This window comes from Chitinophagales bacterium (assembly GCA_017303835.1).
In the GTDB taxonomy this organism is placed as follows: Bacteria; Bacteroidota; Bacteroidia; order Chitinophagales; family Chitinophagaceae; genus JAFLBI01.
Map to the genome: position 1 here is coordinate 2,471,521 of JAFLBI010000001.1, position 26,417 is coordinate 2,497,937.

General features: G+C 42.8%; 29 protein-coding genes and 2 tRNA genes. 15 read left to right on the top strand and 16 right to left on the bottom strand.

Annotation, left to right across the window (positions count from 1 at the left end; genetic code table 11):
* Window positions 1-266 precede the first annotated feature (266 nt).
* On the top strand, window positions 267-3,470 hold the full coding sequence (locus J0L83_11125) for a hypothetical protein (protein ID MBN8665122.1): 3,204 nt from the start codon (window positions 267-269) through the stop codon (window positions 3,468-3,470).
* Window positions 3,471-3,518: 48 nt separating this feature from the next.
* Here J0L83_11125 and J0L83_11130 read toward each other — a convergent pair whose 3' ends face one another.
* The 4 genes from J0L83_11130 to J0L83_11145 form a co-directional block, all read right to left on the bottom strand.
* Window positions 3,519-4,292 carry a hypothetical protein gene (locus J0L83_11130; GenBank protein ID MBN8665123.1) on the bottom strand — a complete coding sequence of 258 codons (774 nt, stop codon included), beginning with the start codon at window positions 4,290-4,292 and terminating at the stop codon, window positions 3,519-3,521.
* 91 nt (window positions 4,293-4,383) lie between these two features.
* The gene (locus J0L83_11135) at window positions 4,384-5,115 is read right to left on the bottom strand and encodes an esterase (protein ID MBN8665124.1); all 732 of its coding nucleotides are present in this window, start codon (window positions 5,113-5,115) and stop codon (window positions 4,384-4,386) included.
* Between the two features lie 69 nt (window positions 5,116-5,184).
* Window positions 5,185-5,928, bottom strand: a complete 744-nt coding sequence (locus J0L83_11140; protein ID MBN8665125.1) for an AAA family ATPase — start codon at window positions 5,926-5,928, stop codon at window positions 5,185-5,187.
* 30 nt (window positions 5,929-5,958) lie between these two features.
* Window positions 5,959-6,462, bottom strand: a complete 504-nt coding sequence (locus tag J0L83_11145; protein ID MBN8665126.1) for a DinB family protein — start codon at window positions 6,460-6,462, stop codon at window positions 5,959-5,961.
* Window positions 6,463-6,555: 93 nt separating this feature from the next.
* On the opposite strand from J0L83_11145, the gene corA reads away from it, so the two are divergent.
* From corA to J0L83_11185, 8 genes are all read left to right on the top strand, one after another.
* Window positions 6,556-7,662, top strand: a complete 1,107-nt coding sequence (gene corA / locus J0L83_11150; protein MBN8665127.1) for a magnesium/cobalt transporter CorA — start codon at window positions 6,556-6,558, stop codon at window positions 7,660-7,662.
* A 10-nt stretch (window positions 7,663-7,672) separates the two neighbouring features.
* Entirely contained in the window at window positions 7,673-8,452 is a 780-nt protein-coding gene (locus J0L83_11155) for a hypothetical protein (protein MBN8665128.1), read from the top strand.
* A gap of 31 nt (window positions 8,453-8,483) precedes the next feature.
* Window positions 8,484-8,855, top strand: coding sequence for a hypothetical protein (locus J0L83_11160; protein MBN8665129.1), 372 nt, complete (start codon window positions 8,484-8,486; stop codon window positions 8,853-8,855).
* Between the two features lie 83 nt (window positions 8,856-8,938).
* The gene (locus J0L83_11165; protein MBN8665130.1) at window positions 8,939-9,256 is read left to right on the top strand and encodes a hypothetical protein; all 318 of its coding nucleotides are present in this window, start codon (window positions 8,939-8,941) and stop codon (window positions 9,254-9,256) included.
* A gap of 57 nt (window positions 9,257-9,313) precedes the next feature.
* Window positions 9,314-9,703 carry a hypothetical protein gene (locus J0L83_11170; GenBank protein MBN8665131.1) on the top strand — a complete coding sequence of 130 codons (390 nt, stop codon included), beginning with the start codon at window positions 9,314-9,316 and terminating at the stop codon, window positions 9,701-9,703.
* Window positions 9,704-9,855: 152 nt separating this feature from the next.
* Window positions 9,856-10,041 carry a hypothetical protein gene (locus J0L83_11175; GenBank protein MBN8665132.1) on the top strand — a complete coding sequence of 62 codons (186 nt, stop codon included), beginning with the start codon at window positions 9,856-9,858 and terminating at the stop codon, window positions 10,039-10,041.
* Window positions 10,022-10,717: an endonuclease/exonuclease/phosphatase family protein gene (locus J0L83_11180; GenBank protein ID MBN8665133.1), complete on the top strand. Its 696-nt coding sequence runs from the start codon at window positions 10,022-10,024 to the stop codon at window positions 10,715-10,717. Before J0L83_11175 ends, J0L83_11180 begins: the two co-directional genes overlap by 20 nt.
* Before the next feature lie 4 nt (window positions 10,718-10,721).
* Complete coding sequence (locus J0L83_11185) at window positions 10,722-11,249, top strand: GNAT family N-acetyltransferase (protein ID MBN8665134.1); 528 nt, start codon at window positions 10,722-10,724, stop codon at window positions 11,247-11,249.
* Here J0L83_11185 and J0L83_11190 read toward each other — a convergent pair.
* Complete coding sequence (locus tag J0L83_11190) at window positions 11,227-11,814, bottom strand: MFS transporter (protein MBN8665135.1); 588 nt, start codon at window positions 11,812-11,814, stop codon at window positions 11,227-11,229. The two genes, J0L83_11185 and J0L83_11190, sit on opposite strands and share 23 nt — an antisense overlap.
* Window positions 11,815-11,889: 75 nt before the next feature.
* On the opposite strand from J0L83_11190, the gene J0L83_11195 reads away from it, so the two are divergent.
* Together J0L83_11195 and J0L83_11200 are read left to right on the top strand one after the other, a co-directional pair.
* The gene (locus J0L83_11195) at window positions 11,890-13,953 is read left to right on the top strand and encodes a glycoside hydrolase family 97 protein (protein ID MBN8665136.1); all 2,064 of its coding nucleotides are present in this window, start codon (window positions 11,890-11,892) and stop codon (window positions 13,951-13,953) included.
* Window positions 13,954-14,051: 98 nt separating this feature from the next.
* Window positions 14,052-14,471: a hypothetical protein gene (locus J0L83_11200; GenBank protein ID MBN8665137.1), complete on the top strand. Its 420-nt coding sequence runs from the start codon at window positions 14,052-14,054 to the stop codon at window positions 14,469-14,471.
* A gap of 6 nt (window positions 14,472-14,477) precedes the next feature.
* Here the strand turns inward: J0L83_11200 and J0L83_11205 are convergent, their stop codons facing one another.
* The 8 genes from J0L83_11205 to J0L83_11240 all read right to left on the bottom strand — a co-directional run bounded on the left by J0L83_11205 (window position 14,478) and on the right by J0L83_11240 (window position 19,930).
* Window positions 14,478-14,891 (bottom strand): arsenate reductase ArsC, encoded by a 414-nt coding sequence (locus J0L83_11205; GenBank protein MBN8665138.1) that lies wholly within the window; start codon window positions 14,889-14,891, stop codon window positions 14,478-14,480.
* A gap of 4 nt (window positions 14,892-14,895) precedes the next feature.
* Entirely contained in the window at window positions 14,896-15,963 is a 1,068-nt protein-coding gene (gene arsB, locus J0L83_11210) for an ACR3 family arsenite efflux transporter (protein MBN8665139.1), read from the bottom strand.
* Window positions 15,964-15,973: 10 nt separating this feature from the next.
* Window positions 15,974-16,825, bottom strand: a complete 852-nt coding sequence (locus tag J0L83_11215) for an arsenite methyltransferase (protein MBN8665140.1) — start codon at window positions 16,823-16,825, stop codon at window positions 15,974-15,976.
* A 53-nt stretch (window positions 16,826-16,878) separates the two neighbouring features.
* Window positions 16,879-17,211: a winged helix-turn-helix transcriptional regulator gene (locus J0L83_11220; protein ID MBN8665141.1), complete on the bottom strand. Its 333-nt coding sequence runs from the start codon at window positions 17,209-17,211 to the stop codon at window positions 16,879-16,881.
* Window positions 17,212-17,322: 111 nt separating this feature from the next.
* A tRNA-Asn gene (locus tag J0L83_11225) sits at window positions 17,323-17,396 on the bottom strand.
* Between the two features lie 150 nt (window positions 17,397-17,546).
* Window positions 17,547-17,897 carry a nitrite reductase (NAD(P)H) small subunit gene (locus J0L83_11230; protein MBN8665142.1) on the bottom strand — a complete coding sequence of 117 codons (351 nt, stop codon included), beginning with the start codon at window positions 17,895-17,897 and terminating at the stop codon, window positions 17,547-17,549.
* Window positions 17,897-19,084: a GTPase HflX gene (hflX, locus tag J0L83_11235; protein MBN8665143.1), complete on the bottom strand. Its 1,188-nt coding sequence runs from the start codon at window positions 19,082-19,084 to the stop codon at window positions 17,897-17,899. The genes J0L83_11230 and hflX overlap by 1 nt, the downstream gene beginning before the upstream one ends.
* A 102-nt stretch (window positions 19,085-19,186) precedes the next feature.
* Entirely contained in the window at window positions 19,187-19,930 is a 744-nt protein-coding gene (locus J0L83_11240) for an outer membrane beta-barrel protein (GenBank protein ID MBN8665144.1), read from the bottom strand.
* 225 nt (window positions 19,931-20,155) lie between these two features.
* On the opposite strand from J0L83_11240, the gene J0L83_11245 reads away from it, so the two are divergent.
* The 3 genes from J0L83_11245 (at window position 20,156) to J0L83_11255 (ending at window position 22,536) form a co-directional block, all read left to right on the top strand.
* The gene (locus J0L83_11245) at window positions 20,156-20,977 is read left to right on the top strand and encodes a response regulator (protein MBN8665145.1); all 822 of its coding nucleotides are present in this window, start codon (window positions 20,156-20,158) and stop codon (window positions 20,975-20,977) included.
* 71 nt (window positions 20,978-21,048) lie between these two features.
* A tRNA-Ile gene (locus tag J0L83_11250) sits at window positions 21,049-21,122 on the top strand.
* Between the two features lie 118 nt (window positions 21,123-21,240).
* Window positions 21,241-22,536, top strand: a complete 1,296-nt coding sequence (locus J0L83_11255; GenBank protein MBN8665146.1) for a DUF2029 domain-containing protein — start codon at window positions 21,241-21,243, stop codon at window positions 22,534-22,536.
* Here J0L83_11255 and J0L83_11260 read toward each other — a convergent pair.
* The 3 genes from J0L83_11260 to J0L83_11270 are packed head-to-tail and all read right to left on the bottom strand — an operon-like array spanning window position 22,521 to window position 25,158.
* Complete coding sequence (locus J0L83_11260) at window positions 22,521-23,132, bottom strand: haloacid dehalogenase-like hydrolase (protein ID MBN8665147.1); 612 nt, start codon at window positions 23,130-23,132, stop codon at window positions 22,521-22,523. The genes J0L83_11255 and J0L83_11260 overlap by 16 nt on opposite strands.
* Entirely contained in the window at window positions 23,132-24,289 is a 1,158-nt protein-coding gene (locus J0L83_11265) for a hypothetical protein (GenBank protein MBN8665148.1), read from the bottom strand. The genes J0L83_11260 and J0L83_11265 overlap by 1 nt, the downstream gene beginning before the upstream one ends.
* Window positions 24,286-25,158, bottom strand: a complete 873-nt coding sequence (locus J0L83_11270) for a UbiA prenyltransferase family protein (protein MBN8665149.1) — start codon at window positions 25,156-25,158, stop codon at window positions 24,286-24,288. Before J0L83_11270 ends, J0L83_11265 begins: the two co-directional genes overlap by 4 nt.
* A 109-nt stretch (window positions 25,159-25,267) precedes the next feature.
* On the opposite strand from J0L83_11270, the gene J0L83_11275 reads away from it, so the two are divergent.
* A complete protein-coding gene (locus tag J0L83_11275) occupies window positions 25,268-26,413 on the top strand; it encodes a hypothetical protein (GenBank protein MBN8665150.1) in 1,146 nt (381 codons plus the stop codon).
* Window positions 26,414-26,417: the final 4 nt, after the last annotated feature.

Genomic DNA, 26,417 nt, shown 5'->3' on the forward strand with positions numbered 1-26,417 from the left:
TTTTCATAATTAATTGATAATCAATATCAAAAATTTTGGCATCATTCTTCGTATACAGTGCTATCCAAACACATCCAATAGTCCTTTTTTAAAAATCCAATACCTATGAACCAACCACATATCCTATAGATCTCCTCTTTTGCTAAGGTCAATACCTGCATCCCCCGGCAGGGTTGATAAACCTGATACCAACAAGCGCACCCATGTAACCCATGGGTGTTTGTTTTATGCCATTTTGCAGTACTTTTCTGTTTCATCTTTTGTACATGAAAAAAATGCTTCTCCCGGCTTTACTTGCCTTTGCAGTATTGCCTTTGTCTGCTCAGAAAAAATCAACCGCAAAACAAGCCAACCCTGTTGCTGCTAAAGAATCACAGCCCGTTTGGGATAGTCTTTTTAAAACAGCAAGATTTCGCAATATTGGTCCGTTCAGAGGCGGACGTTCTGTAACAGCAACAGGTGTACCAAATCAGCCTTTGGTTTATTATATGGGTACCACAGGTGGTGGCGTTTGGAAAACAATGGATGCAGGACAAACTTGGAACAATATTTCTGATGGTTATTTTAAAACGGGTTCTGTTGGCGCAGTAGCAGTAGCTCCGAGTGATGTAAATGTGGTCTATGTAGGCATGGGCGAGCATGCGCCGCGTGGCGTGATGACGAGTTATGGTGATGGCGTGTACAAATCAACCGATGCTGGTAAAACCTGGACCCATCTTGGTCTGGCGCTTACGCGGCATATTTCATGGATACGTATTCATCCGCAAAATCCTGATGTGGTGTACGTGGCTGCGCAGGGTGCATTACATGGTCCTAATGAAGAACGCGGTGTCTATAAATCTGTAGATGGCGGTAAGAACTGGAAAAAAGTTTTGTATGTAGATAATAATACTGGTTGTGCCGATCTGGATTTGGATGCGAACAACCCACGTATACTCTATGCTGCTATGTGGGATTATCGTCGCCTGCCTTGGGAAGTACGCAGTGGTGGAAAGGGCAGTGGTTTGTATAAGAGTACAGATGGTGGCGACACCTGGGTGAAAATGCAGAAAGGCCTGCCCACTGAAATGGGTAAGATGAGTGTTAGTGTTTCTCGTGCCAACAGTGAAACTGTGTACGCGTTGATTGAAAGCGATACAGAAAAAGAAACCGGCGGTTTATTTGCCAGCCATGATGCAGGTAAGAATTGGAGCAGGGTAAGTGATGATCATCGCCTAACACAAAGAGCTTGGTATTATATTGAAGTGTTTGCAGATCCACAGGAAGAGCAAACAGTGTACGTGTTGAATTCGCCGGGACTCAAATCAACGGATGGTGGTAAAACTTGGAACTATCTCAGTGGTACACATGGCGATTATCACCAGCTATGGATCAACCCAAGCAATAACAAGAACATGATCATCGCCAATGATGGTGGTGCAGCTATTACGTTTAATGGCGGTAAAGTTTGGAGCACACAAGACAATCAGCCAACAGCACAGTTTTACAGAGTGAATGCGGACAATTTGTTTCCATACAATATCTACGGCGGACAGCAGGACAATAGCTCTGTGAAAATTCAATCACGCAATCCGGGTGGGTGGTCTATTGGTGAACGTAACTGGACCTATTCTGCAGGAGGCGAAAGTGCTTTTCTTGCTTTCAATCCCGATGATCCAAAATATGTAGTGGGTGGTAGTTATCAGGGCACGATTGAAATTCAAGATGCAGCAAGTGGTGAAGGCAAATACATCATGCCTGCGCCTATTCAATATCAGGCTTTGCAGCCTAAAGACATGAAGTATCGTTTTAACTGGAATGCACCTATTGTGTGGAGTAAGCATGAACCCAATACATTTTATCATGCAGGTAATGTCTTGTTTAAAACCAAGGATTTTGGAAAAAGCTGGGAGGCCATTTCACCAGACCTCACCACGCACGATACCAGCAAAATGGGCATTAGTGGTACACCTTATACCAATGAAGGTGCTGGCGGTGAAAATTATTGCACCATTGCTTATGTAACAGAAACAACTGTGCCAGGGGTTATCTGGACAGGTAGTGATGATGGTGTGTTGAGTTTGACAAAAGATGGTGGTAAAACTTGGGCACGTGTTGGTCCGGCAGATTTAGGTGAAGCACTGATTAATTGCATTGAGGTATCACCACATGATCCGGCAACAGTATTCATTGCTGCAACCAAGTACAAGTTCAACGATTTTCAACCGCTCTTGTATGTAACCAATGATGAAGGAAAAACCTGGCGCAAGATTACCAATGGTATTCCTTATGGTGCATATACCAGATGTATTCGTGAAGATGCTGAAAGAAAGGGTTTGCTGTTTGCAGGTACCGAAACTGGTTTGTATATATCAATTGATGGTGGAGCACAATGGCAACAAACACAATTGGGTTTACCGATTACACCTATCACTGATCTGAAAGTGCATCAGGGCGATCTGCTGGCATCTACCATGGGTCGCTCCTTCTGGATTTTGGATGACCTGCATTTGCTGAGACAATACAATACTGCTAAGCAAAATCAATTTGTATTGTTTACACCGGAAAACGCCTATCGTGTTTCAGGTGGTAGTTATCTCGATAGGAATCTACCCGAAGAAGCATATGAAACACCTTGGCAGGGAAGAACGGGTTTGAATCCTGCATCAGGGATTGTTCTGCACTATCAATTACCGGATACAGTGAAATCAGATGCAACATTGACATTAACCATCAGAGATGCCAAAGGTGAAGTGGTAAGAACCTATAGCACATCGCCAGACAAAAACTTTATTGGCGATTATCCGGGTGGTCCATCATCTGATCCTTTGTTGAGTACAAAACCCGGCATCAATCGTTTTGTATGGGATTTGCGTTATCCAACAGTGAACGGTGTGGATGGTGTATTCATTGAAGGTATGTATGAAGGGCATAGGGCCATACCCGGACAGTACAGCGCTGTACTCACTTACGGCAATCAATCTGCTACAACTAGTTTTCAGCTGAAAGCCGATCCGCGTATCAAAGCGAGTGAAGCAGACTATCAAGCGCAACATCAACTGGCCAGTAAAGTAGAAGCTTCTGTAAATACCATTCATGCCAGCATCACGCAAATGCGTAAAGTGCGTAATCAATTAACGCAATTACAGGAGCAAACCAAGGAACAGCATCAGTATGGCGATTTGCATCAGGAAATTGCATCGTTGATCAAGGATATTAATCTGTGGGAAGCAGAACTTGTACAAACCAAAGCCAAATCCAATGATGATATCATCAATTATGTAAATAAGCTTACAGCAGATTATATCTTCCTCAAAGGTGAGATGGATGCCAATATTCCTTATGTAACCAAGGGACAAGAAACCCGTTATCAGGAGTTGGATACTATTTGGCAAAAACATGCCAATGTGCTTAATGAACTGAAATCTCGTGTGAAGAAATTGAATGAACGATGTGCTGCTTTACAGGTGCCTGTGGTAGCGATACAGTAATTGAATTTCAAAATAGTTAGTACTGAAGGGGTGATGGATTGTACGCAATCAATCATCCCTTCTTCGCATAGGATTGTACGCTCTGCGGCGGTTCATCTTGAATGTTTCGTAGCATTTCTGGATATAGTAGCCTAATTCCAAATCATTCATGATTTGTACCATTTCATAATCGGGGCGAAAGCGTAGCATGAAAGTATCCAGTTCGGGAGATTGAAGCTTGGTGATCTTACGAACAAACTGTTTACTAAAGCGATAGTTTACATATTTCTCATGCTCCTGTTCCACCAATCTTTTTTGCAGTGCTTCTAATCTTCTTGTTCTGTCGAAACGAAACACATTGATCAGTTCTGCTAAGTCAAAACCCATACCTGCTCCGCCACTGAGCGGAGATGCATTGGTCACACGTAAGCCGGGTTTTCTGAAATCAAAATATTTCGCGTAGTCCTGCCGGTTCTGTATAGAATCGTACCTGTAATAATTGTTTCTTACCCTTACCGCAGGCAATTCAGTGGCGCGTACATAGACAGACACATTAAAATTGTCGTAGTTGGTAATGGTATCTACTGCATACTTTTTGGTGGATTTGCCAATCAGCTGAAACCAGATAGAATCATTTTCTGGCACATTGATACAATACTGACCCAAAGAATCGGTGATGGTACCCCTGCCCGATTTAGCAATTACGGCAACAGCTTCGATTGGATTTCTTGCAGTAATATCATATACAGTGCCGCAAATACGAACCAATTTTTGCGCAAACAGGGTTTGTGCAGAGCAAAAAATGATGCAAGCAATTAAGAAGCTTCGTAGCAGTGTACTCAAATCCGGCATTTAAAGCTGTAATATTAAGTCAGCCCCGGCAAATGGCAGGGGCTGATTGGTTGTATTAACGGCTTTTTTGCAAATATGTTGGCTAGAATTTTGTGCCGATGATATAGGGTAGCATGGCCAGCCAGGTTGGCCAGTCGTGTTTGATATCAGCGCCCCATACATCCAGATCGCACCAGATGCCTTTGGCGCCAAGGATATCTGCAATTCTGCGCGATGCATTTGGGTCTTCATAATCTCCACTGCCGCTATAAATATGGATATGGTGTGATGATTTGATCTTATCCAGATACCAGGGGTCCGACAAATGCGGAATATAATGCTCTGGGCTATTGTAATAGACTTGCTCATCCCAGAAACCCTTTGTGTATTCAGTAAGTGCATATACACCGCTCATACTGATACAACCGTTGAGAATATCTGGTCTTTTCAGGAAGAGGTTCATGGCATGTAGTGCACCAAAGGAAGCGCCGCAGGTATAGACCATGGTGTCATTGCTGCTGCTATTGCGGATAAAAGGCACTACTTCATTGAATACATATTCATTGAACTGGTTGTGGCGAATGGCTTTGTGCGCTGGTTCCATTTCATTATTCAGCCAGCTTTCCTTATTCATGCTGTTGATACTGTACACTTTCATCTTTCCGCTGTTGATGAAGGGTGCCAATGCATCAATCATTTGAAAGCGCTCATATTCCAGATAATCTGCAGCAGCAGTTGGAATCAACAAAAGGGCAAAGCCATAATGGCCATATGTGACAATCGGCATTTCCGTACCTAATGCCGGACTATACCAGGAAGTGATGGATTTGTGCATGGTTGCTTGGTTTTTGTTTGTATGCAGGTTTCGCTGCAGCTATCTTCTAAATACTTGGTTCTGTCTTCTTTACTGAATACAATGCTTGCTAATTTCTTTCCAGAGATCGCGGTAGCAGGCAGCAGCATAACTACTGGCAGCAAAGGTTTCCAGTGGTGCCTGATGTGTTCCCATCTTTTCTACATCACTCAAATAAGGCACATAGTTCTTAAAGAATACTTTGTCTTTATAAAAACTTTGCATGGTTTCGTGGTGCAGATTTTTGCGATGATCCACCATGCTGAAAAAGCATTTCAGTTTACTGAGGTCTAAACCATTCTCTTTAAAATAATCAGCAACAGTTTCGTAAGAGCGAATAGATAAAGTGGTTGGAATATTCGGCATCAATACCCAATCGCAGCCATGAAAAATGTTTTCATGCAAGAGTGAGATGCCGGGTGGACAATCCAATATCACTACATCATAATCTTTCTTGAGCGTTTGTAAGAGTTGTCCAATACGTTTTTTGGATTGCTTCAGTTCACTTAGCAGCACATCTGCATTTCTCGCGGATAAATCTGCAGGAATAACAGAAAGATTTGGATAGGCAGTCGGTATGGCAGCTTCAGTCAATGAAAGCTCATTGCTCAACAGTTTCTTTGATTCATTCTTCATCTGCGCTTCGGCACCCAAATAAAATGAGGCAGATCCCTGCGGATCAAGGTCCCACACAAGGGTATTGTAACCAGCTTTAGCCGACAGGTAGGCCAGATTTATGGTGGAAGCAGTTTTGCCAACACCACCTTTGAGGTTGTAGAATGCGAGTGTAACCATAGGACAATAAATATATCAAAAACCACCGGCTTAACTGGCACGTTTTTCGTCTGCACTAGGTCCATATGCACCCGGAACAGGAATATCCAGCAGGCGCAAGTATACGCTCAGTTGGGCTCTGTGGTGGTAGAGGTGGTTCAGGCAATTGTTTCTGATCACTGCCGCTTTGGGCAGGGTGAAAGTGATGTGCTCGCCCCGGCGTAAAGTCCACAAATCCATGAATGCCTCGTTGCTGGTTGCTAAGAATAGTTTGTTTGCTTCCTGAACCGCTGCACTAAATGCATTGATTAATGCTGTATTGTCCCGATAATTCCAACGCGTGAACTTGAATTGATCAAAATCAAGCTCAGTGCTGTTGAGGGTAATGGGTATCCATGCAGGCATTTCAGCAATATGGTTGGCTAATTGGCCGATCGACATACTTTTTTCGTGCGGTGCCCAGTCAAAACGATCCAAAGGCACTCTTTCAAGAAATTTGATGGTAATACCTGCTTCATATTCCAGCTCTGTGGCAAACGATTGGGCAAGTTTCATATAAGGCTTTTCACTAAAATACTGTAGGGTGCCGGTACAAACAATAACCAAAGTCATGCTTTTGAATCTGTTACAAAGATTTAACTTCATGCTATGTCAAATCTTGCTGCAGGCAGATACCTGAAATACCTTAATCCGCTCAGTGCTTTTAACACAAAGCGAACCCGGGATATCTTTCATGTGAATCCAACCATTCCGCCTGTTCGGCAGGAAGCCAAAGAGGTTCAGGTGATGATCTATGATTACAATGGTGATCATTTTCATGAACAGCAAACAGATTCAGTAGCTACCTGTTTTCCTTTCAGAGACAATAACAATATTACCTGGATCAATATTGACGGCATCCGCAAAACAGATGTTGAGACGGTTTGCCAGCATTTCGGGATTCACTACCTGATTGTAGAGGATATCATCAGTGTTGGGCAAAGACCTAAGATGGATGAAATTGACAATGTACTCTTTTGTTTATTGAATATGCTCTATTTCAACGAGCAGCGCGGTGCAGTTGAAGTGGAGCAAATCAGTGTTGTGCTGGGAAAGGATTTTGTGATCTCTTTTCAAGAGGATGCGAGTAGGGATGTGTTTAACGGACTTCGCGAAAAGCTCCGAATTGCGAATAGCAAACTCAGACAGAGCAAAGCAGATTATCTCTGTTATATGATGCTGGATATGATTGTGGATCATTACTTCCTGGTGATGGAGCAATTAAGTGAGCGCATTGAGGTATTGGAAGAGAAAATCATTCGCCATAGTAATACCAGATCCTTGGCCGAGATCAACAACCTGCGTAAAGAATTGATTGTATTAAAGCGAAATGTAGGTCCAGTAAGAGATTTGGTGAATGGTTTTATCCGCAGCGAAAGTGAGTTGCTGGAAGATAGAACCACAAAATATTTTAAAGATATCTATGACCACATTGTACAGGCATCTGAATTGGTAGAGAGCTATCGCGATATGATGATGAACTTGCAGGATCTTTACCTGAGTAATGTTAACCTGCGAATGAATGAAGTGATGAAAGTAATGGCGATAGTAACCTGCTTACTTGCGCCTGCAACGGTGATTGGTGGTATTTTCGGTATGAACTTCGATCGTATTCCTTACCTGCATCATCAATATGGCTTTTTTATTGCCGTAGGTTTGATGCTGATTGTGCCTGGCTGGATGCTTTGGGTTTTTAAAAGAAGAGGCTGGTTTTAAAACTGCACACATGCGTATACTCATTAACTGGTTATTGTTGATACTGGTATTGACGGTGAATACCCTGGCCAATGTGCTGCCCATCAATGGTATGAATACCGGACAGATATCCGGTTTGTATCCAAACTATTTTGTGCCTGCTGGTTTTACGTTCAGTATTTGGTCGGTGATTTATTTACTCATCATTGGTTATACCACTCAGGTAACTTTGTATGAAATACGTTACCAAACAGATGCTGCAACAAAGGCCTATATCAATACAGTAAATCCATATTTCCAACTCACCTGTATCTGGAATGCAGGATGGATTCTGGCTTGGCACTACCTGCAAATGACCATTTCTTTATTGATCATGTTGGCTTTTCTGGTTACACTCATTGTTTTATTCATCAAAGCCTATCCGCTTGCGCGGGATATGCAAGGCAGAAAACAATTTTGGTTGTGGACACCCTTTACAGTATACCTGGGTTGGATATCTGTGGCCACTATCGCCAATGTGACGGCCCTGCTTGTTAAACTGCGTTGGGATGGTGCTGGTATTGCATCCTATCAGTGGAGTGCAATCATGATCATCATAGCCATCATATTGGCTTTCTTCTTTGTTTTCGGCAAGCGAACAATTGCACCGGCATTGGTGATTGCCTGGGCCCTATGGGGTATTCACGCTTCGCAGGGTCCAAGACTCGCCCTCTTGGAAAAACTTACCACATTGGGCGTTGTATTGGTATTGCTTGCAATAGCATTTGTATGGATCAATAGCTATAGATTAGGTAGACAAAATTCCCGCTGATTCCCGAAATTGCCTGCTCAAATCGATTTGTATGAGAAAACTATTGCTGTTTGTTTTTGTATGCTTTCTGGGTCTGGCTGCTAAAGCACAGGAAACTATCAGTATCGATGATATCGCCAAATATGTTGGTAAGGAAGTAAAAGTGTGTGATAAAGTATATAGTGCCCGATTCCTGGACAATTCAGCACGTCAATTAACCCTGATCAACCTGGGTGGAAAATACCCTAATCAGAAAATGACTGTAGTCATTGACGGAGATAGCCGAAAAAATTTTACTTGGAAGCCGGAAGAATTTTTACTCAATAAAGAGATCTGTGTCAAAGGGAAAGTGAAGGAGTACAAGGGTGGTTATCAGATAGATGTAACCAAGCCCGAAGATTTGGAAGTGAAATCGGGTCAGTAAAATGCCGGGCAGGCATGGTTTGTATAAATTGTTTTTTAGACCTGCACAATAAGTTGGTATAAAGTTTGTTTCTTTAATTAGTCATGTTTAACGGGAGAAGATATCCATTGCTTTGCCTGATTGGTGCTTTCTTGGTACTGATGAGCATGACTATGCAAATGGGTATAGCAGTTTTTCCGCAGGAGCAAGCTTCTATTGCCTGCATGGCCACAATGCCCGATGATCAGGAGTTGCCAGATGGCCCCGAAAAAGATGGTGATGATCAATCAGATGTTTTTATGACAGCAATTCAGCATGCTGAATTTGTTACAGCAGAAACACAATTGCCGCAGCATCAGTATCCTTTCGATACAACATTACCGGAAGATCCGCTTTCCCTGCCTTTTCAGCCGCCTGTATGAGCTTTGCACTTTGTAGTGTAGCAAGGCAAAATTCTTTTTTTATTCATCAGGCATTTCATGTTTCAATTAGCAGCATATAAACATTGGATATTACACAGACTCTGGGTGAGTCTGGCCTGTTTTCTGCTGCTCAATAGTGTAAGCTTTAATGATCCAGGTTCACCAGATCTGGGTGTGAGTAAAGAAGGTATTTACCGTGAAAATTTACTTACCCTGCTGGTAGGGCTGGTTTCAGATTCTATTACTGATAAGGAAAAGCAACATGGCCAAAGTAGTGCCAACCTGATTCCTGATTTTTCTAAAGACAGTGTTTGCGATGAGCAATTGCATTGTCATGTGCAATGCAGTCAGTTAGCTGAACCATTGGCTGCATTTAATGATGCAGAACAGTTTGCAGCTGAAAAAGTATTCAAAAAAGTTCCTACGCCTCCTCCCCAGTTATCGTGAATGGTTGAACATTTTTATTCACGATAAACTCTTTACATGGAAACGGAAAATAATACCCGTGACAGACGCCTCATGTGGGCGCAGCTGGTTGCTGCAATTTGTCTGATAGCGGTTATCATAGCGTTATACCTGATCAAAGGGTATACGCATGGATGATGCAAGCCAGTGTTTTGGTTTGTTTAGGTGCCCTGCTCTGCTTTTGCGGAGCGGGGTTTTTTATGCAACAGATGTTTATCTTAGATGTACATGCTGAATCAAAGAATTACTACACTGTTAGTTTTTATGCTTTTGAGCTGCTCAGTCTTGCAGGCGCAAAAGGTGCAAGCTCTTTCTTATAATATTCATATCGCACAGGATGCGCAGAACAAAGATCAGTTGAAGCCAATGGCTGAATGGATCAAATCATCAGGTGCGGGTTTAATTGGTTTGCAGGAAGTTGATAGTGTTTGTAACAGATCTGGTAAAGTGGATCAGCTGGAGCAACTGAAACAGATAACCGGAATGCATGGTATTTTCAGCAGGCATTTTGCATTTGATGGTGGTGCGTATGGCTTGGCGGTTTTATCCAGATATCCCATCGACTCTGTACATCATGATAGAATTTCGCTGCAGAGTATGGGTAAACAGGAGACCAGGGCCTTGCTTACAGTATTTGTTACCATTAATAAGCGTGCAGTTGCATTCTCAACAGTACATCTGGATTATCGGGATGCAGCATCCAGAAAACAACAAGCGCAGGAATTGGTGCATACATTTCAGCAATACACAATGCCTGTAATCCTTACAGGTGATATGAATGCAGAGCCGGGAACGGGTGCCATAGAGTTACTGACAACTGCTTTTCAGGATTGTACCAATACGCAAGCGTATACTTATCCGGTAGAAAAACCTACTAAAAAAATTGATTATGTGTTTGTGCAAAAACATGCAGTCAAGAAAATACACAGTGCAGCAGTGCTCCCTCAAATATTTTCAGATCATTTACCGGTGGTAGCAACTATCCGATTAAAATAAATTTATGCAACCCAATTGGCAACCAAATCTTTCAAATGAATTAGTGCATTTATGCCCATTGCAGGCAGCTGATTTTGAAGCCTTGTATGCAGTAGCAGCTGATCCATTGATTTGGGAACAACATCCCAATCCGGACAGATACAAGCGAGAAGTGTTCACCAATTATTTCACAGGTGCCATGGAATCAAAAGGTGCGCTATTAATTACCGATGCGGCAACAGGTGCTGTTATTGGGTGCAGTAGATTTTATGATTATCTGCCTGAGCAACGTGAAGTAAAAATTGGGTATACTTTTTTCAGTAGGTCTTGCTGGGGAAAGCCTTATAATCGAACCGTCAAGCATTTAATGATTACACATGCATTGCAATATGCAGATACCATCATCTTCCATGTTGGTGCCAATAATATTCGTTCCAGAAAAGCCATGGAAAAATTGGGAGCTCGTTTCATAGGCGAGGAAGAAGTGGCGTATTACGGAGAAGCAAGTCGTTTGAATGTGGTTTATGCTATTACAAGCCAGGATTGGCAGTAATTGTATGGCTTTTGCCAAATGCGGTCCTTGCCTGAATAATGGTTGCCAGGAATTGAATGCTACCCATTAATATGAAAAGCGCATCAAAGGAGATATAATTCGCAATCAATCCTCCAATCGCAATCGCAATGCCTGATACAAAAAAGGATTGTCCGTTGGCGATACCCCACAGAAAAGTATCATTCGTGTCCTCGAGCTCAGATGCAAAAGAAGCATCCCATGCAGGTGTGGAAACTGCTTCGGCTAGGCCAAGTCCAACCTGCACCAGCAATAGATCAATAGTATTATCTACAAGTAAATAAGCGAAGGTAAATAGGGTGTTCAAAGCATAACCAATCACAATGAGTTTTGATTTCCATTTGGTTCTGTTGAATAGTTTGCCAATAGCCACATAAGCAATACCTGTTACAATCAGGTATAAAGACCATGCCCAGGTAATATCCATGATATCACCGCCCACTTTCTCAGCAAATACTGCGAAGAGTGGACCAAACAGGCCTTCTCCAAAATACCATAAGCTAGAGGCGAGTAAAAGAATCTTTGCTGATTTACTGAGTGGCGGCATAGAGGTTTGACTGTCTTATGCTGCATAGGTTTACTCGTTTGAATGCAGTACATTCATTGTAGTGAATTCCTGTATATGCAAAGAATCATCTTATTGCTGTTGATCAGCATATTAGCTGTTAATGTAAGTGCACAAAAAATTACTATCAGTAAACAGTTTGTACAGTTAAGCACCGAAGTAAAGCCTGATGGAGTGGTTACATACGCTGTTCAGTTTAAGGGTAAGCAGGTTGTATTACCCTCCAGCTTTTCATTTAAAATCAATAAGCCGGCTACAGTGCTGAATCGATTCAAATTACTGGGAGTTGATACAAGTAGATTTGATGAGCGATGGCAACCCATTTGGGGTGAGGAAGATGCCATTCTCAATAGCCATGCGCAGTTGGTGCTGCATCTGCAACAAATACATACCCCATTCCTGAAAATAGATATTCAGTTTCGAGTGTTTGCAGATGGTGTTGGTTTTCGATATGTGTTTCCACAGCAGAATGGCATAGATTATTTTGTTGTTCAGGATGAGCAAACACAATTTCGACTAACGGGTGATCATACTGCTTTCTGGATTCCCGGCGATTATGATACCAATGAATACGCTTATGAGCAAACCAAGCTTTCTGCAATTGATGCGTTCAAAGCCGGCGCAAAAGAGAAAGATATTCTGGTAACAACGCGGTTTAGTAAAACAGGGGTACAAACCCCTTTGCAGATGAAGTCCGCAGATGGTTTGTACATTAATATCCATGAAGCGGCTTTGGTGAATTATCCTGCCATGCAGTTATTGTATCAGCCTGCTGCAAAAACATTTGTTTCACAACTAGTGCCGGATGCCGTTGGTAACAAAGCCTATGTGCATGCACCTTTTTCAACCCCATGGCGTACTGTATTGGTGAGTGATCGTGCTGCAGACTTATTACTGTCTAGAACTATTCTGAACTTAAACGAGCCCAATGCATTACCGCAAACCGATTTTATTCGTCCCCAAAAATTTCTGGGTATGTGGTGGGAGATGCATATTGGTAAAGCAACCTGGCAATTGGCAGGAGGTAAGCATGGTGCCAATACAGCTAATGTGAAGCGTTACATCGACTTTGCAGCACAGCATGGTTTTGATGGGGTGTTGATTGAGGGGTGGAACATAGGTTGGGAAGATTGGATTGGCCACTGGAAAGAAAATGTGTTTGATTTTATTACGCCCTATCCTGATTATGATATCAATCACTTGGTGGCTTATGCCAAAGAAAAGAATGTGCAAATCATCATGCATCACGAAACATCAGGTGCCGCTACTAACTATGAACGATGGATGGATACAGCTTATCGGTTTATGATTAACCACAATATGCGTTCGGTGAAAACTGGTTATGTTGGGCAAATCATTCCACGCGGAGAACACCATGATGGTCAATGGATGGTGAATCACTATAATCGCGTTATTCAGAAAGCCGCGAAATATGGCATCATGATTGATGCACATGAACCAGTAAGGCCAACGGGCTTGCACAGAACATATCCAAATTTCATGGCTGCAGAAGCTTCCCGCGGAGCGGAGTTCAACAATGCACCAACTTTGGGTATTACGCCTGCGCACAATACCATTCTGCCTTTTACGCGGTTAATGGGTGGCCCCATGGATTATACACCCGGTTTGTTTCATATGCAGTTGAATCAGTTTGTGCCGGCTCGAAAACAAAGAGTACGATCTACTTTAGCCAAACAGCTGGCCTTGTATGTTACGATGTATAGTCCTATGCAGATGGCTGCTGATCTTCCTGAGAATTACGAACAACATTTAGATGCGTTTCAATTTATCAAGGATGTACCCGTGAATTGGTCTGAGACGAAAGTGCTGTTTGCTGAGCCTGGTGATTACATTACCATCGCCCGAAGGGCAAAAGCAAAATCGGATTGGTTTATTGGCGGTATAACCGATGAGCAATCGCGTCAGCAGGAAATAGTCTTAGATTTTTTGGAGACGGGCAAAACATATCGTGCAAGTATTTATCGGGATGCTGCTGATGCCGATTATGCCAAGAACCCTGAAGCCTATACAATTGAACAGCGTATAGTGCAAAAAGACGATAAGTTGTTGTTGCGTATGGCAGCCGGTGGTGGTTTTGCCATTAGTTTGATTGCGCAGTAAGCGAGAAAATTTTGTTGAGATACTTGTTGGTGAAGCTGACACAAAAGCGCAGTTGCGTTTGGGCTTGTTGTACCTTATGGTAACCAAACCCCTATATCATGCGTTTAGATCTAAGCAAATACCATGTGGTATCCCGTATCGCCATTTATCTGTTGGCCATCGTTTTGATCTGCATTGGTAGTTATCACCTCATGAAACCCAACGATCTTTTAGTTTATGTGCCCTTCTTTTTACCGGGTGGCATTAAATGGGCTTATCTCGTTGGTATCTGTTTTATACTGGTAGGCTTCTCATTTATCTTCAATTATTATGTGAAGCTGGCCAGCTATTTATTGGCTGGTTTTCTCTTCTTCTTCATACTCACCGTGCACCTGCCTAATTACCTCAATGCAGGTATGGAAGAGATGAAGGTGTTTGCCCTCATCAATGTATTGAAGGATACAGCCATCGCCAGTTTTGCCTTGCACCTCGCAGCAGGCGCACATCACCAGCACCTGCATTTTGAGGACAACGATTAAGTGGTACTACAGATTGGCTGCTACAAAATCTGCGCAATAGGTCTTGATCATATCGCGCACGCTACGGAACTGTGCCATGATTTCCTCTTCTGTACCCGTTGCTTTTGCTGGGTCAGGGAAATTGTAATGGAATTTTTGTGCTGCACTTGGAAAGACCGGGCAACGTTCTTTGGCGTTATCACAAACTGTGATGACAAAGTCAACGGGCAGTCCCTGATATTCCAACACATTATTGGAAGTGTGGTGCGAAATATCAACCCCATCTTCTTGCATGGTGGCAATGGCTCTTGGGTTAACACCATGTGTTTCCACACCAGCACTGAGAATCTGGGCTTTGTTGCCTGCAAACTTTGCTAAATAACCATGGGCAATCTGGCTTCTGCAGCTATTGCCTGTACAGAGTACAAGAATTGTTTTCATACATTTATTTTGAACGATAGAATTGATCTCTTAACCAGAATGCAACTTTTACCAGAATAATCAGCGCTGGCACTTCTACCAGCGGACCGATAACGCCAGCAAATGCTTGTCCGCTCTGAATACCAAATACACCAATAGCAACCGCGATAGCCAACTCGAAATTGTTGCCTGCTGCAGTAAATGCAATGGAAGTATTGGTTGCATAATCTGCGCCTAGTTTTTTGCCAATCAGGAAACTCACGAAGAACATGATGGCGAAATAAATAATTAGCGGAAGCGCAATGCGCAAAACATCCATCGGAATCTGTACAATGGCTTTCCCTTTCAGGCTGAACATGACTACTATAGTGAAAAGCAGGGCAATCAATGTAATCGGACTGATCTTCGGAATGAATACTTCATTGAGCCAGTTTTCACCTTTTGCTTTTATCAGCAACCAACGTGTGAGATAGCCTGCAGCAAAGGGAATACCGAGGTAGATAGCAACCGTCTGCGCAATTTCACCGATTGTGATTGCTACAACTGCACCGGTAAATCCAAAAAGCGGTGGTAGTAGGGTGATGAATACATAAGCGTAGACGCTATACAGCAAAACTTGGAAGATGCTATTGAGTGCTACCAAGCCGGCTGCATATTCGCGACTGCCTTCAGCCAGTTCGTTCCATACAATCACCATGGCGATACAACGTGCCAGACCAATCAGAATTAATCCCGTCATGTATTCAGGATAATCCTGCAAAAAGAAAATAGCCAGTACAAACATGAGTATGGGGCCAATAATCCAGTTCAGGAAAAGTGAAGCGCCCAGCACTTTGGTATTGCGGAACACTTCACCTAATAAATGATAACGCACTTTCACAAAAGGCGGATACATCATCAGGATCAAACCAATGGCTAATGGAATATTGGTGGTGCCTGAGGAAAGTGTTTTTACATAATCGGATGATTCAGGCATGTAATAGCCGATGCCTACCCCGGCCAACATGGCCAGAAAAATCCATAGTGTCAGGTATCTGTCCAGAAACCCGAGTTGTTTTCTTTCGTGTGCAGGTGCGCAGTTATTGGCCGACATAGTCTTTTGTTTAGCAGCAACCAGATCCTGGTGTGCAGCAGTTGGTTTTTTCGGTTGATGGTTTTTGTGCAAAAACGGTGATGCTGAAAATACCAAGCTCACTTGATTTGAATTGAGCCAATTGTTCAGCGTTCAGGTATTGCTGTAAGATATCATCAGGGATGATGATGGGTTTTTCTTTCTGAATGGTAACTTGCTCAAATCCATTGATACGAATCAGTTCCAGATACACATCTTTCTGAATGGCGCCTGATACACAGCCCGCGTACATTTCAGCGGCTTGTTGTAATGCTGCAGGCAGATTGCCTACCAGTACCACATCACTAATGCTGAAGTGGCCGCCGGGTTTCAAAACGCGATAGATTTCTTTGAATACGCCATCTTTATTGGGTACAAGATTCAATACGCAATTGCTCACAATCACATCAGCCATATTTGCACTTACGGGCATTTGCTCAATATCACCTTGTCTGAACTCAACGTTATTGTAGCCGAGTTTTTCTGCATTGGCGCGGGCTTTCTCCACCATGGCAGGTGTAAAATCGATACCAATTACTTTGCCACTCACACCAGTTTCATGACGTGCCACAAAGCAATCATTACCTGCGCCACTGCCCAAATCAATCACAGTATCGCCGGGTTTGATTTGTGCAAACTGAGTAGGCATTCCGCAACCCAGACCCAAATCTGCTGCTTCGGTATAACCATTTAAATTGCTGTAATCATCCGACATGATATTGTAGACTTCTGTAGAGCAACCGCCTGCGCCGCAACAGGAAGACATATTGGTAGCTTTGTCTTGCAGTGCTATCTCACTATACTTTTCACGTACAAGGGCTTTCAGTTCAGCATCTGTTTTCATATTGATTGTTTTAAGGTTAATCGTAATAATGCGATGAATTAGTGTAAAAAAAATCAGCAGCAGCTTTGTTGTAAAATCGGTTGTTTACCCAGCAGGCCACTTAACAGGCTTACGGCTTTGTTCCAGGCTTTGTCATCAATGCAATAGCAGGTAGCAACACCTTCAATATTGCCTTTGATGAGGCCTGCATCTTTCAGTTCTTTCAAGTGTTGTGATACGGTTGATTGCGCAATGGGTAGCTCGTCTACAATATCGCCGCACACACATGCCTGCTTTTTCAGGAGTAATTGCAGAATAGCCACACGCGCCGGGTGCGCTAATGCCTTGGCATAGCGGGCTATTTCCAGTTCCTGTTTGCTGTAGTCTATTGTCTTAGTAATGCCCATTTCATCGCAATATTACGATGAATATGATTATGGACAAATTATTTTTAAGTGTTGTATTCGCAAGTCTCAATCAAAAAACAAAACCCCCAACAATTGCTTGTCGGGGGTTTGCTCCTCAGACTGGACTTGAACCAGTGACCCTCTGATTAACAGTCAGATGCTCTAACCAACTGAGCTACTGAGGAATATTTTCCGTCCCTTTGACTCCTCTGATTAATCCCGAAGTTTCGGGACTCTAACCAACTGAGCTACTAAGGAATCCTACCTTATCCGTTTGGATTCGGGGCAGCAAAAATAGGGAAAAATGATTGTCAGCAAAATCTAAGGCCATTTTTTTAGCTCCAGCCAAACAAGCCTTTTTGTTCCCGGCCCAGAAATACCCCATCTTCCCTGATTTCTACAGTATACGTGCGCAGGTAATAGCCTTCACCGGTGGTATTACGGCCATTACGCAGATCGAACCGGTAGCGGTGGAGCGGACAAACCACCTGCCCCCTTGCATCAATAAACCCATCGGCCATGATGCCGCTGGCATGTGGGCACTTGTGTGCACAGGCAAAAACCTGGTCCTGAAAACGCGCCATTGTAAAGACCTGACCTTCCGCTTCTACGATGGCCAGATTGCGCTCATTCCAGCGAATCTCCGCCAGACTTTCAGCCACTTTGGTCCAGACCAACTTACTCATTAGAAATACACTGTTTTATAAGGGTACCGCACTTGATACATGGCGCGTACTTTTTCCATGATGGAGGTACGTAAAGCTTCAATATTGCTTCGCTCTAATGCAGACACAAATACGCAATTATTATCGGTGATATGCGCCCATTTTTCGCGCAGCTCACGTAGAATTTCTATGCGTACATCATCGGGCAACCATTCGTCGAAATTCTTGCTTTCATACAAATCCATCTTATTAAAAACGGTGAGGATGGGTTTGTCAAAAGCTTTCAATTCCTGTAATGTCTTATTCACTACACCAATCTGGTCTTCATGCTGCGGATGAGAAATATCTACTACATGCAAAAGAATATCCGCTTCGCGTACTTCATCCAGTGTGCTCTTGAAACTTTCTACCAAGTGGTGTGGCAGCTTACGGATAAAACCTACGGTATCACTCAACAAGAATGGTGTGTTCTCAAAAACCACTTTACGTGTAGTGGTGTCCAGCGTTGCGAAGAGTTTGTTTTCTGCAAATACTTCACTCTTGCTGAGCAGGTTCATCAGTGTACTCTTACCTACGTTGGTATAACCAACGAGTGATACACGGATGAATTCACCACGGTCTTTGCGTTGAGTGAAGGATTGCTTATCAATCTCAGCCAAACGCTTGCGCAGCAAGGCAATTTTATCTTTTACAATACGACGGTCTGTTTCAATTTCAGTTTCACCGGGGCCGCGTGTACCAATACCACCTCCTTGTCTTTCCAAGTGTTGCCACATACCTTTTAACCTTGGTAAGAGGTATTGGTATTGAGCCAATTCCACTTGTACTTTGGCTTGCGCTGTTCTGGCCCTGCGGGCGAAAATGTCCAAGATCAAATCACTTCTATCGATGGTTTTAACCTTGAGCTCTTTTTCAATATTGGTGATCTGTGATCCGGTTAGTTCATCATCAAAAATGATGAGGTCTATATTTCTACCTAACACATAATCACGTATCTCCTCCAGCTTGCCCTTGCCTACAAATGTGCGGCTGTCTGGATGCTGCATTTTCTGTGTGAAGCGTTTAACAGATGTTGCTCCGGCAGTATCGGCAAGGAATGCGAGTTCATCCAGATATTCTTCAACCTGTGCATAGGTCTGGTCTTTCTGCACTAATCCTACTAGTACGGCTCTCTCTTCTCCCTTAATCTTATGTTGTTTCTCAATCAAGCTGATTGGTTTTGCGGCAAAGGTAAATGAATTGATTTCGGGCCATGCCGAAATAAAAAACCATTCCCTTGGGAATGGTTCAAAAAATCTTGTGTGTCTTGCTTATAATCCGCTGATGGTTAAACCAATAGACAGCGGCCTTACTTCAGGGCCAAGGCCTTCTTTGAATACAGTACTTACCTGATAAGTGGCATGCAGCGACAAAATTCCATAACCGATTCTTCCAGAGAGGGCAATCTTGGTGCCATTCAGGAAACGGCGACTAACTTCTTTTTCAACAAAGCGGTTATCATAGATAGATACGCCGTTTTTGGTAACATAATCCTTGCCCTTGGTGTGTGCGCGTAAAATGGTACCAATACGTACGCCCAATGCTGCTTTCCAGGATTTGTTGGGGTTTGCTGGATTGCTGAAGTAGCGCAGTTCAACAGGAATCTCACCATAGATAGTGGTGAGCTTGTATTTATTGAAATGATTGGTGTCTGCCACATTGCGAATAGGCAAACGCGTTGTAGCTGCTTTCAGATCAAAATTCATTTTATCAAAAAAGATATTGCTGCTGCCGATACCAGCACCGAGGCCTACGCTAAAGCGTGGATCAGTCTTAAATGGCTTATCAACCATAAAGTACATATTGAAATGTCTGCTGAAACCCTTGGTACGAATGGAATCAGGTCCACCAGTCCAGCTGTCAGAACCATATTGCAGCATAAAATGATCGGCTGAACGATTGCTAAAGTCAAGCTTTGACCAATCTTTTTTTGTTTTTTCTTTCTTGCTTGCTGTTTTTTGGGCAAAGCCAACCGTGCAGGAAACAAGACTAAGCAGTAGTACGATTTTTTTCATCTTCGTGTTTTTCGGGTGCTACGCACCAGCTAATAGTTGTGGCGGGGGCAAAAATAATAGAATTGCGGGCACGGAAAGGGTTAAAAATACGCCAAATCAATGCCTTAGCTTTTGCTTAAGATGTAAAAAAACATGCCTGAAATGGGTCATTAGTTTTAATTTACGCATTGAAAATAACCTGATATGCAGGCCTAAATCAGCTGCTTCAGGGGTAAAATCTTGTACATGAACAACCCAATGCTGCAGGGCAAGAAAATTCTGGTGGTGGAAGACGATTTTGTGAACCAGATGCTGATCAAGCATTCTCTTGCCGACACCGGCGCCCTGCTGGATATTGCCGGAAACGGAATAGAATCCATCCAACTGCTGAAAGAAAAGAGCTACGACATCATTTTGATGGATATCAATATGCCAGAAATGGATGGCTTTACAGCAACACGCATCATCCGAGCAGAGTTGCAGTTAAAGACTCCAATCATCGCCATGACAGGCTGGAGCAGCAAAGAAGAGGGCGATAAGTTTGCTGAAGCCGGGATGGATGGCTGTTTGGCCAAGCCATTTGGGCTGGATGCATTTTATGCAACCCTGAACGAAGTATTCAGCAAACGCGAAGAAATTCCTGCAGCTGTGGCTGAAGTACCTGTAGCACCTGTGCCCGAGATTGTGGTAGAAGCGCCAAAGGCTGCGCCTGTTTCTAGCGGAGATGTTCAGGTTGACCTTTCTATGTTGTATGAACTGGCTGGTGACGATAAAGACTATAAGGTAACCATCATTAATATGTTTTTGCAAAGCATGCCTGAGACCATTGCAAAGATTGAGCAAGCCATTGCCATGCAGGATTGGGATCAGGTACAGAAATCTGCACACTATGCAAAATCCTCGGTTTCTGTGGTGCAGGTGCCAGATTTGTTTCATTTATCGCACCAGATAGAATTGGCTGCCAAAAACAGAACCAATCTGGATGCTATTCCGGATGATCTCGTGGTGTTGCGGAAGAAATATGCATCGGTTGAGCAGTTTTTGAAAGCAGAGTTGTTGCGACTTTAATCCAACAGCTATCATTTTTAGCCTGATTTCTCTATTTTTGCCGCCTTGCGAGTAACCTTTATTGGTTCTCAGGGCCTATAGCTCAGTTGGTTAGAGCATCTGACTCATAATCAGAGGGTCACTGGTTCAAGCCCAGTTGGGCCCACAGCAATTCATCAGCAGTTATGCAGATTCAATGCATAGCTGCTTTTTTGTTTTATATATTGCCAGAAATGAGGCGCAATTAATATTAGGCCTCCTCGTTTATACCTGAAAATTTCTATATGCCGGCGGAACGATCTGTTTTTTTGAAAAGGCTTTTTCTTTTTGCTTTGTTATCCGTTTTTGGCGTTGAACTGCTGATTGATGTAGCGGCATATTTTTCTGATACGTATCAAACTACCGTCACAGATGATTTGCGCAAATTTACCCTATTCCGTTCCGGCGATGATTCCTGGATGCCAATGAGCAAAGCGCTGGATATACTCTTGCAAAGCAAGACGCCTGTTTATGAACAGCTATTCTTTATTGAAAAAGTAAAGTTTCAATATCCCCTCACATCATTGATTCCATTGTATGCGTTGCGCATGCTCTTGCAATCGCCTGAAAAGATTTTGTTTGTCTTGCATCTATTATCCTGGCTGGCTATTCCTGCCACCATCTATTTTGCAATACGTATCGCTCTCAAAGCGATTTTGGATAATGGGATTGTGCTTACGAAGCAAGACAAGAATGGCTTTATTGTATTGGGTAGTTTGATGATCCTGCATTTTTATCCGGTGATGAAAGGATTCACGCTGGGGCAGCTGCAAGTGATGATCAATCTTTTGGTAACTGCAGCACTATGGAACTGGATGCAGCAAAAGAAAGCAAGTGCCGGATGGTTAATTGGGCTTGCTGTTTTGTGTAAACCGCAATATGGTTTGTTGTTGTTCTGGGCTGCTCTGCGCAAAGAATGGCGCTTTGCCATTAACATGTTTGTTGTGCTTGCAATAGGAGGATTTACTGCTTTGTATTTATTCGGACTGGAACAAAACCTGGCTTATCTGAAAGTACTAAGCCATATTTCCAAAATTGGTGAAGGCTTTTATGCCAATCAGTCAATGAATGGATTGCTGAACCGATGGTTGTTCAATGGTAATAATTTATACTGGGATGCAAAAGGCTTTGCACCTTTTCATCCTGTGGTGTATTATGGAAGTTTACTGGTTACTGTTTTGCTATTACTGGGTGCTTTCATTTTGCCTGTACGTGCTGGCGCTAAAGCTAGTTACTGGGATATCGGCATCATGATATTATCAGCAACAGCCGCATCACCCGTAGCCTGGGAGCATCACTATGGGGTTGTAATTGGTTTATTTGCTGCGGCACTACCCTTGATTTGGGTAAGAGAACCAAAAGCAGTTTGGATATTGGCCTTGTCTTATCTGCTGGTGAGCAATTGCTTCACCATTACCAATGCGCTTGCAGAATATCCGTTCATTAACGCAGCACAATCTTATTTGTATGCAGGTATTATGCTTTTCCTGTATCTCTTATACAGAATCATCTATCTGCCAAAGCATCAGAAAACCTTGTAGAATGGTTTTGTGGCCATTTGCAAGAGTGCATGATCACCCTTGCTGTCGCCATAAGCATATATCTCTTGATATTCATTGAGGTTATCGATAGTAGCGCGAATTCTGCGTACTTTCTCCTCACCATAACAATTGGGTGTAGCAAATTTTCCGGTGATGATTTGCTGATCGATGGCTGCTTCGGTAGCGATGAGGTCCAATTGATGTGTAGCTGCAAAAGGTTGTATCAGCCAACTAAAATTCGCACTCACAATCACCACACGATGTGCTGCTGATTGGTGCCATTGAATTTTCTCCAAAGCTGCCGGCCTGATGCGATTGGTAAAAACTGTCTGGTAATAATCCTGCACCATATTTTGAAAAACAGCGAGCTGCTCACCGCGAAATAAACTGCCAAAGATTTTTTCTTTGGCGGTTTCATTGTCCAACATTCTGAGTAGATAAGCAGCCAGTACAGGCAGGGCCTGAATCATTTTCCAAATAGGCAGTCCTTTACGAAGTCTGTAGAAAATAAAATCGAAAAAAATATCTCTGTCGGTGATGGTGCCGTCAAAGTCAAAGAATGCAATACTGTTTGATATGGGTTGTTGATCCTGCATCAGGTGTTAAACTGGGTAATTAGAAATTCAATTTCCTGCCACCAACGTGGTGAAAGTTCGGTATGTCTTACCCAATAACCAATAGGCGCGTTGATAAAGAGTAACAAAATCCAGATATGGTATTGCTGTATAGTGAATTTCGGTAAGCGTACTATCCATTTGCCAATCATTGGTGCTGAAATAGTTTTGAGCGTAGTTTCAGCTTTCTCAGCCAAGCCGCTGGTTTGTAAAAAGAGGTAGAGAAAGAACAAGTGATAGAAGTAGCGGCCGTAGTCAATGGTCATAATGAAAAACAGCGCGTTCACGCCCAGATAAAACAAAGTAGTGTACGGAAGCCATTGTTTTCTGTTTAGGCAACTAAAGCTATATGCCAGAAAGAGCAATATGCCTGGTAAGGCATACAGTGTTTCTATGTTCAATAAAAGAATACTGCCGTGGTTACGTAATAAAGCAGAAACGGGCATTCCGCCGAAAGTGTAGAGATAGGTTTGTGTGAGACCGGTTACGCCTTGTGTTGGCCAAAAGCTCAGCTCCAACGTATTGGTGATATGTTCTTTGATGCCAAAAAGGATAATTAAAGCAGTAAGTATACTACCGATAGCAAGTGTCCTCTGGATTTTTTTGAGCGGACTTGTTTTCAGAAACAATGCAGCGATAAATGGTAGATAGAACAACAAAGCAATTTCATGAATAAAGAGAATCACTGCAATGATGAGATAGAAAACAAGATCTGTTTGTTTGCGATAGTAAAACCAAACAAGCGGCAATAGAATAAACAGCTCTCTGTCAATACCCATATTCATCACAAAAGGTGTGAGCAAGAGCAGATAGCGCTCTGTGAGTGGTAATGTCTGTAATAAGCGGAAGAAAATTTTACCATATACGATTACATAAGCAAGTAGCAATAAGGCAGTAAATACAATAATGCTATTGATGCCATTACGCTGCAGCAGGTATAAAAACTCTCCAATGAGTCCTCTTCTGATATGTCCGCTGCTGAAACTGAAAAAATCATCATCCCGGAATGCATAGGGCAATACTTTTACTAGTACGGGTTGCATTAGCAGTGACCAGGTTCTGGCCAGCATATAGGTAATCGCGAGTACAAATAAAAAAGGGTAAGCTTTTTCTGCAAGCCTGCGTTGTGCATTGCTCATGGCAAACTGTATTTAAGCAGATAGGCGAATGAAAGTATCCAAACTAGAATCGTGAACTTGATGAAATGATCCTTGATCAGAATTTTCACGGGTGATGCGCTCTGGCTGTGAACATAGCAGAGCTGTAGGTAACGAAACAAGCCCAACAAAACCGGTAAAGCTGTATAGTAGGCATCAGTACCCAGACGCGCTTCAATTTCCGGCGAAGTGATGTACATGAGATAACAAACAAACAAGACAGCACTCAAAATAGAGATGCCAATACGCAGAAACTCTAAGCTGTAACCATCAACGGATTTGCGAACAATTACCTGACTGTCGGTGTTCATTACCACATCATCCATACGTTTGGCCAGGGCCTGAAACATGGAGAGCAGGAATACCATCATCATCAGCCATTTACTGATTTCAATACCCGTAGCAGCACTGCCTGCTTCAATACGCAGAATGAAACCAATACTGATGATGGCAATATCAATAATGGCAAAATGCTTTAGCTTAATAGAGTAGAAAATATTAATCAGTAGATAAGCGCCGATGATATAGGTTAAAGATGCTTCGAGATAATAAGCAATACCTAATGATGCCATAGCCAGTAAACCCATGAGCAGGTAAGCCTGGGTTTTGCTGATCAGACCGGAAGGGATGGGTCTGAATTTTTTTTCCGGATGCAATTTGTCTTCTTCGATATCCATCAAATCATTGAGGATGTAAATGGCACTGGCCATCAGCGAAAAAGCTGCAAAAGCGATGCAACTGTTGATAAAAACGGACTGTTCAAGCAGCCTTCCTGAGAAAAATGCCGGCATAAATATGTAGCCATTCTTCAGGTAATTGGAAATGCGGAGCAGTTGCAGGTATTTTTTCATGAGTTTGCTTAATGCGCTTAGGCTTTAACACAACGTTTTTTTCAGGTTTTTATTGCAGTTTTTTAGGAGGTATTTGTAAAAGCGCTACCTTAATCAAAAGCAATTGTGCATGAAAAAAATGATTCTTTTTTCCGGCTTGCTATTCTTGTTGTTAACAGCGGGCGCACAGGAAAAAACAGACTCTCTTGGCTTACCTGGAGACAACCTGAATCTGTATGCTGTATTGAATATTTTTCAGCAGTCACCCACACTGGAAGCATTTGAACAAAAGCTCAATGAAGAGAATAATCGGGTGAATAATCTTGACTTGAATAAAGATGATCAAATTGATTATATCAAGGTTGTGGCAGAGCAATCTGGGAATAACCATACCATCATCTTGCAAGTGTATGTAACAGAGAAAGAGATTCAGGATTTGGCTGTAATTGAAGTGAGTAAGGATAAAAAGGGTAAAATTATTATTCAGCTAATCGGTAATGAAGAGTTATATGGCAAAGACTATATTATTGAGCCTGCTGATCTTGATGAAAAGAATACAAGTACACCTAATCCCGGTTATCAGCCTAAGCAAGACCAAGTTGTAAAACAAGATAAGCCGGAACAAGAACAAGCAAAAAGCAGTACTGGTGGTGGCAGCAATATTCAAATCAGGATAAACTTATGGCCCATGTGGGGCTATCTCTATGCACCGGGTTATGTGGTTTATCGCTCACCATGGTATTGGGGGTATTACCCCGGTTGGTGGAGCCCATGGCGTCCATGGTACTGGCATGATTACTACTACCATCACTACCATTATCATTGGCACTGGTCAAGTCATTATCGCAGAAGCAATTATTACCGTCTACAGCAGCAACACTGGCAGTATAGAAACCGGGTAAATAATGCTTCGTTGGTGCAGCAATACAAAAGAGATCATCGCTTTAGAGATAGTTATACAAGACCTGGAGATAGAGTAGGTCCGGTTTTGCCAGCAGATAAAAGACGGCCGGTAATGCCACAAAGACCTGCAGTGAGCAGACCTGTAACACTACCTAGTTCCGGCTTTGAAAGACCACGGCCATCCAAACCCGCAGTCTATCCGGAAAGGCCAATGAGCCGACCCGCACAAAGACCAACATTTGAACAAAGACCAATGCCAGCCAGACCACAGGTAAGACCTGCGCCTGCTGGTGGCGGCATGTCAAGGCCAGCAACACGCCCTGCAATGAAGCCGGCCGGACAAAGCGGACAAAAGAGATCTGGAAACGACTAAATAA